13 protein-coding genes and 3 tRNA genes are annotated in these 12117 nt (G+C 64.2%); 12 read left to right on the forward strand and 4 right to left on the reverse strand.

What is annotated here, in order from left to right; genetic code table 11:
* Positions 1 to 75 precede the first annotated feature (75 nt).
* From EJB06_RS23460 to EJB06_RS23505, 10 genes are all read left to right on the forward strand, one after another.
* Positions 76 to 462 carry a DUF6463 family protein gene (locus tag EJB06_RS23460; protein ID WP_126076449.1) on the forward strand — a complete coding sequence of 129 codons (387 nt, stop codon included), beginning with the start codon at positions 76 to 78 and terminating at the stop codon, positions 460 to 462.
* A gap of 103 nt (positions 463 to 565) precedes the next feature.
* The gene (locus EJB06_RS23465) at positions 566 to 1867 is read left to right on the forward strand and encodes a replication-associated recombination protein A (RefSeq protein ID WP_126076450.1); all 1302 of its coding nucleotides are present in this window, start codon (positions 566 to 568) and stop codon (positions 1865 to 1867) included.
* A 181-nt stretch (positions 1868 to 2048) separates the two neighbouring features.
* Positions 2049 to 2249, forward strand: coding sequence for a hypothetical protein (locus EJB06_RS23470; RefSeq protein ID WP_126076451.1), 201 nt, complete (start codon positions 2049 to 2051; stop codon positions 2247 to 2249).
* A 101-nt stretch (positions 2250 to 2350) separates the two neighbouring features.
* A complete protein-coding gene (locus tag EJB06_RS23475) occupies positions 2351 to 3067 on the forward strand; it encodes a DUF3053 family protein (protein ID WP_126076452.1) in 717 nt (238 codons plus the stop codon).
* A 291-nt stretch (positions 3068 to 3358) separates the two neighbouring features.
* The gene (gene serS / locus EJB06_RS23480; RefSeq protein ID WP_126076453.1) at positions 3359 to 4648 is read left to right on the forward strand and encodes a serine--tRNA ligase; all 1290 of its coding nucleotides are present in this window, start codon (positions 3359 to 3361) and stop codon (positions 4646 to 4648) included.
* Between the two features lie 64 nt (positions 4649 to 4712).
* Positions 4713 to 4802, forward strand: a tRNA-Ser gene (locus tag EJB06_RS23485).
* Positions 4803 to 4851: 49 nt separating this feature from the next.
* Positions 4852 to 4941: transfer RNA gene (locus EJB06_RS23490), tRNA-Ser, on the forward strand.
* Between the two features lie 49 nt (positions 4942 to 4990).
* Positions 4991 to 5080, forward strand: a tRNA-Ser gene (locus EJB06_RS23495).
* Between the two features lie 107 nt (positions 5081 to 5187).
* Positions 5188 to 5640, forward strand: coding sequence for a lysozyme inhibitor LprI family protein (locus tag EJB06_RS23500; RefSeq protein WP_164558011.1), 453 nt, complete (start codon positions 5188 to 5190; stop codon positions 5638 to 5640).
* A 281-nt stretch (positions 5641 to 5921) separates the two neighbouring features.
* Complete coding sequence (locus EJB06_RS23505; protein ID WP_126076455.1) at positions 5922 to 6569, forward strand: hypothetical protein; 648 nt, start codon at positions 5922 to 5924, stop codon at positions 6567 to 6569.
* Between the two features lie 4 nt (positions 6570 to 6573).
* On the opposite strand, the gene EJB06_RS23510 is transcribed toward EJB06_RS23505, so the two are convergent.
* The gene (locus EJB06_RS23510) at positions 6574 to 7338 is read right to left on the reverse strand and encodes a hypothetical protein (protein ID WP_126076456.1); all 765 of its coding nucleotides are present in this window, start codon (positions 7336 to 7338) and stop codon (positions 6574 to 6576) included.
* Positions 7339 to 7639: 301 nt separating this feature from the next.
* Between EJB06_RS23510 and msrA the strand changes: the two genes are divergently transcribed.
* Positions 7640 to 8143, forward strand: coding sequence for a peptide-methionine (S)-S-oxide reductase MsrA (gene msrA / locus EJB06_RS23515; protein WP_126076457.1), 504 nt, complete (start codon positions 7640 to 7642; stop codon positions 8141 to 8143).
* 53 nt (positions 8144 to 8196) lie between these two features.
* Here the strand turns inward: msrA and EJB06_RS23520 are convergent, their stop codons facing one another.
* Together EJB06_RS23520 and EJB06_RS23525 are read right to left on the reverse strand one after the other, a co-directional pair.
* Positions 8197 to 9831, reverse strand: a complete 1635-nt coding sequence (locus EJB06_RS23520; RefSeq protein ID WP_126076458.1) for a DUF4394 domain-containing protein — start codon at positions 9829 to 9831, stop codon at positions 8197 to 8199.
* 121 nt (positions 9832 to 9952) lie between these two features.
* Positions 9953 to 10969 carry a DUF4349 domain-containing protein gene (locus EJB06_RS23525; RefSeq protein ID WP_164558012.1) on the reverse strand — a complete coding sequence of 339 codons (1017 nt, stop codon included), beginning with the start codon at positions 10967 to 10969 and terminating at the stop codon, positions 9953 to 9955.
* Between the two features lie 231 nt (positions 10970 to 11200).
* Here EJB06_RS23525 and EJB06_RS23530 point away from each other — a divergent pair, with 231 nt between their 5' ends.
* A complete protein-coding gene (locus EJB06_RS23530; protein ID WP_126076460.1) occupies positions 11201 to 11695 on the forward strand; it encodes a lysozyme inhibitor LprI family protein in 495 nt (164 codons plus the stop codon).
* Positions 11696 to 11764: 69 nt separating this feature from the next.
* Here EJB06_RS23530 and EJB06_RS23535 read toward each other — a convergent pair whose 3' ends face one another.
* Positions 11765 to 12061: a cupin domain-containing protein gene (locus EJB06_RS23535; RefSeq protein WP_126076461.1), complete on the reverse strand. Its 297-nt coding sequence runs from the start codon at positions 12059 to 12061 to the stop codon at positions 11765 to 11767.
* Positions 12062 to 12117: the final 56 nt, after the last annotated feature.

Raw genomic sequence — 12117 nt, forward strand, 5'->3', positions numbered from 1 at the left:
ATCTGGCAATATTGATTTCTCCGGTATATGATCGCCTGCCGGTCCCATCCGTGGCCGGGTCATCGGGAGACGTTCATGAAACACTGGATTAGCCGCTGGTTGCTTGGCGTTGCATTTCTTCATACGCTGTTCGCTTTTGTCGTGCTCGGCCCCTTCATGCTGAAGATGCTGGGGGACGGCCTGTTCAATTCGGTCAAGACCGACACGACGGCCGGCGTGACCGCCTGGTTCTTCCTGTTCGGCGTGCTGCTGGTGCTGCTGGCGCTGCCGCTGCATGCGCTGGAAAAGGCTGGCATGGCGCTGCCCAAGTCGCTCGGCTGGGGCTTGTCCGGCATGGCCGTGCTGGGCGTGGTGCTGATGCCGGACTCGGGCTTCTGGCTGGTGTTTCCGCCGGCACTGGCGATCATGCTGGGGAAAACCGGCTTGCGCATCGATAGCGCCGCCGCGCAGGCGTCAAAATAAAGCTCGCGCGTCCGGGAACTGGCGCGCGGCGCGCGGGTCTTATCTTGAACGCCGATTCGCGCCATGCGCTAGACTACGCGCTTCCAATACATGAAGACTTCGCATGGACGATTTGTTCAAGACCGAACCCGCCGCGCCCCTCGCTGAAGCGCTGCGTCCGGCAACGATAGACGAGGTCATCGGCCAGAGCCATCTGCTGGGCGAGGGCAAGCCCCTGCGCCTCGTATTCAAGTCCGGCAAGCCGCATTCGATGATCCTGTGGGGCCCGCCCGGGGTCGGCAAGACCACCCTGGCGCGCCTGACGGCCAACGCCTTCGGCTGCGAATTCATCGCCCTGTCGGCCGTGCTGTCGGGCGTCAAGGATATCCGCGCCGCCATCGAACAGGCCGAGCATCACCTGGCGACCGGCAAGCACACGATCCTGTTCATCGACGAGATCCACCGCTTCAACAAATCGCAGCAGGACGCCTTGCTGCCGTTCGTCGAGTCCGGCCTGGTGACCCTGATCGGCGCCACCACCGAAAACCCCTCGTTCGAGGTCAATTCGGCGCTGCTGTCGCGCTCGCAGGTCTATGTGCTCAAGGCCCTGAGCGACGCCGAACTGCTGCAGCTGCTCAAGCGCGCGCAAGAAAAGGTGCTGAACCGGCTGACGTTCGACGAGGTCGCCATCGCCACCCTGATCGGTTACGCCGACGGCGACGCGCGCCGCTTCCTCAACCTGCTCGAACAGACCAAGACCTCGGCCGAGACCTCGGGCCTGACCCACATCACCGGCGAATTCGTCGACAACGCGCTGACCCTCAATTCGCGCCGCTTCGACAAGGGCGGCGACAATTTCTACGACCAGATTTCGGCGCTGCACAAATCGGTGCGCGGCTCGCATCCGGACGCGGCGCTGTACTGGCTGTGCCGCATGCTCGACGGCGGCGCCGATCCGCAATACCTGCTGCGCCGCATCGTGCGCATGGCGTGGGAAGATATCGGCATTGCCGACCCGCGCGCGATCCAGATCGCCAACGATGCGGCCGCCACCTACGAGCGGCTGGGCTCGCCGGAAGGCGAGCTGGCGCTGGGCCAGGCGGTCGTCTACCTGGCCATCGCGGCCAAGAGCAATGCCGGCTACAACGCCTACAACCGCGCCGTGGCCTTCGTCAAGAAGGACAAGTCGCGCGAGGTGCCGGTGCACCTGCGCAACGCGCCTACCAAGCTGATGAAAGAGCTCGGCTACGGCCACGAGTACCGCTACGCGCACGACGAACCGCATGCCTATGCGGCCGGCGAAACCTATCTGCCCGACGGCATGGCCGAGCCGCGCTGGTACGAGCCGGTGCCGCGCGGGATCGAAGCCAAGATCGCCGAAAAACTGGCCTGGCTGCGCGGGCTGGACGCCGACGCCGGCCAGTAAGGCCCGGCGCCGGCGCAGGCGGCCTGCAACGGCGGGCCGGCTTGCCTGCCGATCACAGGCCGTCGCGATTTTGTGCGTCCTGTCCGGGATTTCCTGCGCTTCGTCGCAAGCCGCTGGAAGGGCAGGGAGCGAGTGGGTAAAGTCACACCATACCAACCCGCCTCACCCACCGGAGAAGATCATGAAAGTCCGCAAAAACCTCGAAGCCGTTTTCCTTGCCGCCACCGTCATGGTCAGCTTTGCCGCCTACGCCACCGCCGACGTACCGGTGCGCGCAAGTGCCGCGCCGGCCCGCGCCGCGGCTGTCGCCGACAGCGACATGACGGTCGTGGTGGTCAGCGCCAAGCGCCTCACGGCCGCCGAAAAAGCCGCGCAACAGTAAGCCTGCGCAAGCACGCGCGAGCGAGCGCGCGCGGCGTCAGCTTGTTGATGCCATGTTTGCATTTTTGCACTATGATAAAAGTCTTATCATAGGAGTCATTCATGCCAACAGTAATGAATTTTTCACAACGTATCCTGTTGTGCTTCCTGGGCGCCATCCTTGCCCTCGGCGTTGCCGGCTGCGGTTCCGAGCCGAAGGAGCGCGCGGCGTTCATCAGCTTCCTGCAAACGCGCATCGTCGACAAGCCGGGCGTGCATGTGCCCACGCTGACTGCGGAAGAAGAAAAGTCGTTCGGCGACTACAGCAAGCATGTCGCCGTGATCGGCGACTACAACAAGACCATGGATGCCAAGCTGCAGCAGCCCTTGCGCGACATGGCGGGCAAGCGCATGCCGCGCACCATGGCCGACCTGCCGGCCTGGCGCAGCGACATGATCGACATGCGCAAGACCAGCGTGGCGCTGCGCAAGCTGATCGATACCGAACTGGCTGCGGCCGGCGCCAGACGCGTCGCGCTCAAGCAGCCCGACGACCTCAAAGCCGTGTACGACAAGGCCTATGCCCGTACCGTGACCGATCCGGCCACCAGCATCGTCGACATGCTGACCGCCATGGAAGGCATGATCGACAGCGCGGAAAAGCTGACGGCCTTCCTGGGCGCCCATCAGGGCCAGATCCGCTTCAACGGCGCCGTGGCCGAGGTCGACGATCAAAAAGTGCTGGATGAAATGAATGCGCTCATGAAGGACCTGAACGCCAGCAACGACAAGGTGGCGGCGGCGCAGCGCAAGCTGAACGCCACGGTCACCGGCAAATAAAAGCGGGAGAGGCAAGTAAGGTCGACCCCGTCCCGACAGGTGCCATTGTGCGGGGAATCGGTTAAACTGCACGATGAACAACTAGCCAGTGCGCGTTGTGCAGGCCCGGGCCTGCCGCCTGGCTGCCTCATCAAGTGCATCGCCTTGGTTCGGGCGTTGTGAAACCGGCTTCCCGACGAAGCTTTTATTTTGCTTGAACCGCGCGCGGAACGATCCGCACGCGCGGTTCTCAGGGCGCAGCGATTCCGGCGACGGGTCCTTCCCGCCCTCCACATACCGGCACTTCCGACAATGATAGACATTCAACTGCTCCGTAAAGATATCGACAACGTCGCCGCCCGCCTGGCGACGCGCAAATTCCCGCTCGACGTGGCCGGCTTCAACGCCCTCGAAGCCGAACGCAAGGCGATTCAAACGCGTACCGAAGACCTGCAAAGCAAGCGCAACTCGCTGTCGAAGCAGATCGGCATGCTCAAGGGCAAGGGCGAAGACACGTCGGCCGTGATGGCGGAAGTGGCGGGCCTGGGCGACGAGCTCAAGGCCAACGAAACCGCGCTCGGCGAGGTGCAGGCCAAGCTGGCGACCTTCATGGAAGCGGTGCCGAACCTGCCGCACGCCTCGGTGCCGGTCGGAACGGATGAAAGCGGCAACGTCGAAGTGCGCAAGGTCGGCACGCCGCCAAGCTTCGACTTCGAGGTGCGCGACCACGTCGACGTGGGTAGCGCGCTGGGGCTCGACTTCGACGTCGCCACCAAGCTGACCGGCTCGCGCTTCTCGGTGATGAAGGGCGGCATCGCGCGCCTGCACCGCGCGCTGGCCCAGTACATGCTCAACACGCATACCGGCGAGCATGGCTATACCGAATGCTATACGCCGTACATGGTCAACGCCGATTCCCTGCGCGGCACCGGCCAGCTGCCCAAGTTCGAAGCCGACCTGTTCTCGGTGAAGAAGGGCGGCGCGGAAGGCGAGGGCGAGACCTTCTACCTGATTCCCACCTCGGAAGTGTCGCTGACCAATATCGTGCGCGACGAGATCGTGGCACTCGACCAGTTGCCGATCAAAATGACGGCCCACACGCCATGCTTCCGTTCGGAAGCGGGCAGCTACGGGCGCGACACGCGCGGCATGATCCGCCAGCACCAGTTCGACAAGGTGGAAATGGTGCAGGTGGTGCATCCGGACACCTCGTACGACGTGCTGGAAGAGATGGTCGGCCACGCCGAAGCCATCCTCAAAGGGCTGGGCCTGCCGTACCGCGTGATGTCGCTGTGCACCGGCGACATGGGTTTCGGCGCGACCAAGACCTACGACCTGGAAGTGTGGCTGCCGGCGCAGAACACCTACCGCGAAATTTCCTCGCTGTCGAACTGCGAAGCCTTCCAGGCGCGCCGCATGCAGGCACGTTTCCGCAACGCGGCCGGCAAGCCGGAACTGCTGCACACGCTCAACGGTTCGGGCCTGGCGGTGGGACGCACCCTGGTGGCGGTGCTGGAAAATTACCAGCAGGCCGACGGCAGCGTGACGATTCCGGAGGTGCTGCGCCCCTACATGGGCGGCCTGAGCGTGCTGAAGCCCTGAAAATAGGACTTCCCTTTTTTTCTCAGGGTGCTATAATTTTGCCTTCTCGCAGCAATGTGAGAAAGGAGAGGTGGCAGAGTGGTCGAATGTACTTGACTCGAAATCAAGCGATGGGGCGACCCATCCGTGGGTTCGAATCCCACCCTCTCCGCCAGGATGAAGGAAAAATCCCCTACTGCCAGGGGATTTTTTTTGCAGTAGCAGGAGAGGTGGCAGAGTGGTCGAATGTACTTGACTCGAAATCAAGCGATGGGGCGACCCATCCGTGGGTTCGAATCCCACCCTCTCCGCCAGGATGAAGGAAAAATCCCCTACTGCCAGGGGATTTTTTTTGCAGTAGCAGGAGAGGTGGCAGAGTGGTCGAATGTACTTGACTCGAAATCAAGCGATGGGGCGACCCATCCGTGGGTTCGAATCCCACCCTCTCCGCCAGTATCAGGAAAAGAGCTCCCCCACGGGAGCTTTTTTTTCGTCCGCCGATTGCCGGACGACGGCGCGTTACAATCCCTTTCCCGACCACCGTCATGAATGTCCCTGCCATGAAATATCTCCTTCTGTCGATCGCCCTGTTCGCCGGTGCAGCCGCGCGTGCGGAACCGCCAATGAGCGAGTCGATGATACGCGCGGTGGCGACCAAGATGGGAACCACACCCGCCGAGGTCAGGCGGCGCATCGGCGCAGATCGTTGCGAGCGTGTCGTGGACGAGATGATCGGATGTTCCACCGTGTACCTGCGCGCGAACGAAATCCGCATGGAGGAGCAGTTAGCGCGTGCGCAACAGCGCCTGCCGGATGCAAAGGAGCGCGAAAAACTCGATCGCGCCCAGCAGGCGTGGATCGCCTTTCGCGATGCAAGCTGCGCCTATCAGGAGCGCGCCCATGCAGGGCGGACTGCCTATCCGCTCATGGAAACCGCTTGCCAATCGCTGATGACCGAGGAGCGCACCAGGACCTTGCGCGGCTATGCGGACTGCCGCAGCCAGGGCTGCTGAGCGGGGAGCGCGTCGCCCATCTCGCGCTGCGATTGGCCGATCATCGAAGGCCCGGTCGAGCGCAGCGGCGCCACCGGTAAGATACTGTCGTAAAATCCTGTCGTAAGACCCCGTCGTAAGATACTGTCGTAAGATCCTGTCGGTATACGTGCGCGATCCCGACCTGAAGCCGATCGAAATGTCGCGGCTGCTTGGCAGTTGAGTCGAGCGGTCTACATTTTTTTTGAAAAGTGTAACCCCGCTTGCCGGATGTGTCCGTTTCAATCTGTAGCAAGGTGGCCATGTCCATCCTTGCCTCCGACCTATTCGATGAAACGGATTCCACCATGAAACCAGCAAGCCCGCAGCACCAGCCGATCGAACTGCTCCGCATCGACATTCCCGTTCCCTGCAGCGCCTCGTGGGACGACATGCGGGGCGATCACCGTGTCCGGCATTGCGAGGGTTGCAACAAGAACGTCGTCAATCTCTCCGCCATGCCGGCCGTGGAAGGCGCGGCGCTGATCGCAGGCAATGTCGATGGCGATCTGTGTGTGCGGATGGACACACGCCATGACGGCAGCGTCGTCTTCAGCGATGCCGGCGACAGCGCGCGCACGACGGCACGCCTGCCGTGGCGCGGCTTGCCCGGCATGGCAGGCGCCGCCGTGCTGGCCCTGTCCGCCGCCGGCTGTTCCACAGGGGAAGTCCAGCCCATACCGGCGGCGGCGACCGCCACAATCATCCCCGAACCGCCGCTGACGGTGCTGATGGGGGCGCCGCCCGCGAGCGTGCCCGAAGCAGCGGACGTTGCGCCGCCGGCGCCTTCCGCCAGTGGCCTGCGCCAGTGCGAAAAAGATGCGGTCTTACAGCATTTGACTGGAAAGCCGAAAGCGGGACACGCAATGCCGTATGTCCTGGTCGACAGCAAAGGCAGCTGCGTGCGCTGATCTGTCAGGCCGATTGCTGGCGCCGCGCGATCAGCGCCTGCAGCAGGTCGAAGGACAGCACCGCACTTGGATGAATTTTGTGAAACACCTCGCCATCGACATCGACAATGTGCGACTTCTCCGTCCACGAATTGGTCCGGATAGCGGCGATGCGCGCGATGTCGATGCTCTTCTGCCCGATGTGCAACTGGCTCGCAGTGAGCCTGATAGCGCAAGTCGGGAAGTCCAAATTCCGCGAAGCGACCATGCTTTTCGATTGCGCCACGCGGTCCTCGACATAACGGAAAACCACCGCATTTCCTGATTGTAGCTGCTGCTGCAAGGCCTCTCCCCGGTGCTTGATCTGCATGCTGCGCAAGCGCTCGCTCAATTCGGCAAAGCGCCGAATGCGGCTGCCGATAAACGTCCAAGGCGCACCCGGCGAAGCGCGATAGCCGATGCCGCCGCCATGGAAGCTGTACAGGTCTTCCAGGTCGCGGTACAGGGTGACATGCTCCCCATCGGGACCGCTGGCGCGGATACCGTTCTCGTATAGGTGAAAGGCCGGTTGCGATGCCGCCAGGCGCCAGATAAAAAACGCGATCGCGGCGCCCAGCGCCAGGGCGCCGGATCCGACCATAGGGAGCAGCGAGACATCGCCGCTGAAACGCAAATGCGGGCCGATCCGTGTGCTCAGCCACAGCACGACAGCGCCGGCCCCGGCGAACAGCGCCGCCATGCACCAGCCGACCAGCAGAAACGAGCGGCTTTTGCCATAGGTGGCGATCAAGGGACCCAGCGCCTGGCTTTCGCCGCCAGGCGACGCTGTCGATCTGCCAGCAGACATCGTCGCTCGCTTTCATCGTCGTTTGTCGATGCGCGCATATCGGGCGCATGATGGCAAGGTACAGGATCTGGCAAGGCGATGCTACCGTTTTCCACTCCCGGGAACGCCTGTGGAACGATGCAGCCGGTCCGGCGTGACGATGCATCGGCTATTGCAATATCCCTCCAGCGTCCCATCTATGGGCGGTACGGGCACGCTGTGATGGATGCCTGGTTGCAACAATCACTTGAACAAGGACGCACACATGAAAACAGAACAAGCAATCCTGGCCGGCGGATGTTTTTGGGGCATGCAGGACCTGATCCGCAAAATGCCCGGCGTAAAGGCGACGCGTGTCGGTTATTCGGGCGGCGACGTGCCCAACGCAAGCTACCGCAACCATGGCACCCATGCGGAAGCCATCGACATCACCTTCGATCCCGAGGTAATGAGCTACCGCCAGTTGCTGGAATTTTTCTTCCAGATCCATGATCCGTCGACGCCGAATCGCCAGGGCAACGATACCGGCATGAGCTACCGTTCGGCCATCTACTACACCAGCGACGAGCAGAAGGCGACCGCGCTCGACACCATCGCCGATGTCGACGCCTCCGGCATGTGGCCCGGCAAGGTGGTGACCGAAGTCGCGCCGGCCGGTCCCTTCTGGAATGCCGAGCCGGAACACCAGGATTACCTGGAACGCAATCCGGGCGGCTACACCTGCCACTTCATCCGCAAGGATTGGCGCCTGCCGCAGCGCGCACGCTAAGCTGCCCACGCGGCATGCCGGGGGCGCTTTCGCCGCGCCCCCGGCACCGTCCATTACTTCAGCGACACCGCAATATCGAGCACGGCCACGCCGCCCGCGCCGATCACCGAATTCGCCGGCATTGCCGCGCCATTGAACGGCACTGCCGCGCCGGTGGCAAGGTCGACCCGGTACAGCGAGGCCGGCCCCGTCGCCGCGCCGCGCAAGGCCGCCAGCACCAGGCCGTTGGCGCCGCCCGCGATATCCATGCTGCCGTCACCCACCACATCGATTCCGACCGCACCGACATTGCTCAGCGTGCCGTCGTTGGGCGGATTGACCAGCGCCAGCTGGTCGCTGGCGCTGTCGAGCACGAACAGCATGGTCGCCGTGGTGCCCGCAAAGCTGTTGGTGTAGGCGCCGGCCGCTACCACCGGAGAAGCGCCGGCGCGGTTGATGGTGCCGTCGGTCGTGGTCGCGCCCGTGTCCACATTGATGCGCAGGCTCTGGCCGCTGTTACCGATCACGCGCAGGCGGTCGGCCAGCGGGTTGAAATCGACAACGAACTCGCTGCCGGCGATCGCGCTGAACGGCAGCGTCGTATCGGCCACGTCGGCGGCCAGGGTGGTCTTGAGCGTCGCCACGCCGGTCCTGGTATCGATGGTGACGATGCGGGCGGCGGAGGTAATTCCGTATAGCAAGCCATCCTTCGGCCGGATATCGAAGCCGAGCAGTTTTTCGCCGCTGTTCATGCCGGTGATGGCGACATCGGTATCGAATTTGCCTGGCGTTTGCGGCTTGAAGGACACCAGGCGCGCGCTGTCGGTCAGCCCCAGCACCACCGGCGCTGCCGGCGTGCGCACGGCCAGGCCCTTGACGGCGTCGGCCAGGTCGAGCGCGGCGACCAGCGTGGCCGGGTTGGCCGTGGCCGCCAGGTTGATCGCGTACAGGCCAGCCTTGCCGCCCACGGTCAGCACGGCCAGGCCGCGATTGGTGCGCGCGTCGATGTCGAAGCCGCCGACCGCGCTGGCCGTCACGCCCAGCGCGACCGGGACGCTCAGGGTACCGTTGTTGGGCGGGTTCTGGGTGTACAGCGTGCTGCCGGCGGCGTCGATCACGAACAGGGTGGTGGCGCTGGTGCCGGCGAAGGCGTTGGTGTACGCGCCCGAGGTGATTCTGGCCGATGCCGGGCCGCCGTTGATGTTGCCGTCGGTGGTGGCCGCGCCCGAATCGACGTTGATGCGCAGGTTCTGGCCGCTGTCGCCGACCACGCGCAGGCGGTCGGCGGCCGGGTTGAAGTCGACCGCGAAGTCGCTGCCGGCCAGGGCCGTGAACGGCGCGCTGCTGTCGGCGGCATCGGCCGCGATGGTCGAGCGCATCGTGGCCGCGCCCGTGCTGGCGTCGATCGTGTAGATGCGCCCGCTGCTGCCCACGCCGTACAACTGGCCGTCCAGCGGACGGAAATCGATGCCGACCAGAGTCTCGGACGCTTGCAGGCCCGACAGCGCCACATTGGTCCGCACGGTATTGTCGGCGTTGAGCGAGACGATGCGGCCGCTTGCGGTCAGCATGACCGTGTCGCCCGCTTCCACCACGGGCTGCACCACCGGCGGCAGCGGGGCAGGGGCGTCGTCGTCGCCGCCGCAGGCGGCCAGGGTCATGGCGATGGCGGAAGCGAGCAGGAGCTTGGTGAAGGGAACAGTGTGCATGGTGGCCTCGTTTCTTATGAAAAAATCACCCGGATCGCGGGAGCGCATCACCAGATACGCGCCGGCTTGCCGATCGGATTCAACTTTCTTCATCGATTTCCACCCCATCACCGTGCGGAGGTCAGGCTTGCGCGATGTCTTTCTTGCTGCGGCGCAAGGCTCGCCAGACCGGTGCGGCGCCCAGGGCGGCTACCAGCCACAGCGGCCACAAGCCCGCCAGCGCCAGCAACACGTCGAGCGTGCCTTCCCAGCCGCCGCGCAAGCGCTGTTTCAGCTGGCTGGCAAAGCCCGGGCGCAACTGGCGCAATGCGCTGTCCACGTCCACCAGCTCGCTTTGCAGCACGCGCGAGGGCTGGCGCAAGCTCAGCGCGATGGTGCTGAAGGCGACCTGGTCCTCGAACTCTTTCTTTGCCAGAAGGGCGGCATCGCGCGCCCCCCTGGCGTCGCCGCGCATGGCGATCGCATCGGTTCGCTGCGCCAGCTTGCCGCCTTCCCTGATCGCGTCGCCCAGTTCGGCCTGGGTTTCCTGGCTGCGCTGCGCCTCCAGTTGCTGGCGCAGCAGGTCGAACTGCGCATCGTGCGCGGCGTATTTGCGTTCGTCCAGAAACACAACATGGCCGGCAATGGCGCGCAGGAATTCCTGTGTCCTGGCGCTGGGCACGCGCACCAGCAGTTGCCCCTGCACCGTGTATTCGTTGAGCTCGATCAGTTTGCCGTTGCCGATGGGCTGGCGCTCGGTGCGCAGGCTGCCGCTACCGATCTCGTTCTTGACCACGAAGCCGCCATGGCTGGCGACCGTGTCTTCGATGCCGAGCGCGGCGACGTACACATCCTTGACGCGGAAGTTCGCACTGGCGGTGCGGATGAACTTGCGCTCGCTGTCGCTGTAGACGGGGCTGCCGCCGGCCAGTTGCTGGGCCATGCCGGCCGTGGTGACGGTCCTCGCCGCGACTGCCGGCTTGTCGTCGCTGGCGGCGCTGCGCATCGCGGCCGCGGGCGCCGGCGCGGCCACGTTGTCCGCCATCGGGGCGGCGGCCGCGCTTTCCTGCAGGCGTGATTCTTCTTTTTTGGAGCATGCCGCCATCAGGGCGAGCAGGGTAATGCAGCAGGCGAGGCGCGCCGCGGGTGTCAGGTCCATCATGGTTTCCTTGCTTGATCGAGAGAAAAGGGCGGCAGGGGATACTGCCGGGCCGGGACCGTGACGGCGTCCTTGCCAGCTTAAACGGAGCGCGAGGAAAAAAGGGGTCAGGCGCGGGATCTCGTTTGCAGTTCAGGCAATATTTGAAATGTGAGCATGATGATCATCCCAAGTGATATCCTTGCCGGCGCGTCGACATCGGACGCCTGAACCCGTTGAGAAAGCCGCTGCATGCATCTTGAGAAAACCCACACCGGTCATCCCGTCGCGATCCGTCGTGGCGCCGCCACGCTGCTGCTGGTGCTGCTGGTGTTGCTTGCCGCGCCGCTACTGGCCTTGCAAGCCGGCGCGGCCGAGACGGCGCCGCCAGTCGACCCGCTCGACGACTGCGAGCAGTATTCGATGGCCGGCAAGCACGAATGCCTGGTCAAGGTGGTCGCCAAGAGCGCGCTGGCGCTGAAAAAAGCGGAGGCCGAGGCCGCCGCCGCCATCGGGCGATGGGATGAATGGGACCGCTACATCAAGGTCGCACGGACAAAGTTGCAGGCATCGAACGCCGCCTTCAGCGCTTACCGCCAGGCCCAGTGCGAACTCGACATGGCGCTGGTCGGCGGCGGCGCCGGCAATGCGCGCGATTCGAGGCGGCTCACTTGCGTGGCGAAAATGAACCTGCAACGGGTGGAGGACCTGGCGCGCGATACCGGGGCATTACCGAGCAAACAGTAAACGCTATGCCTGCGCAGCGCATGCGCGCATCGACCACGCCAGGGCCGCAGGCTGCTGGCAGGCTGCCGGCTATACATCGACAATCATCAGCGTGCCGTGGCTGCCGGCCAGCACTGCGTGGCCCGTGCCCGCTTCGACCAGGTACATGGCGCCGGCCGCCACCGTCACTGGCGCGCCTTGCACCTCCAGCAGCATCTGTCCGGACAGTACCAGCAGCGCTTCGTTATAGTCGTGCGTTTCCTCCCCGTAAGTCATCTCGTCCATCCTGAGTACCTTGAGGCGGGCCGGGCCAACCTGGCCCAGTACATGGGATTGCCACGCGGCCGGCAGCGCGCCGGCGAGACTGGGCAAATCGAACAAGGGCATGCATCACTCCTTCGTATTGTGTATTGTGGTCGTCACGCGATCGGGCATCGCGCGGC

The sequence above is a fragment of the Massilia atriviolacea genome (genome assembly GCF_003953935.1).
GTDB lineage: Bacteria > Pseudomonadota > Gammaproteobacteria > Burkholderiales > Burkholderiaceae_D > Telluria_A > Telluria_A atriviolacea.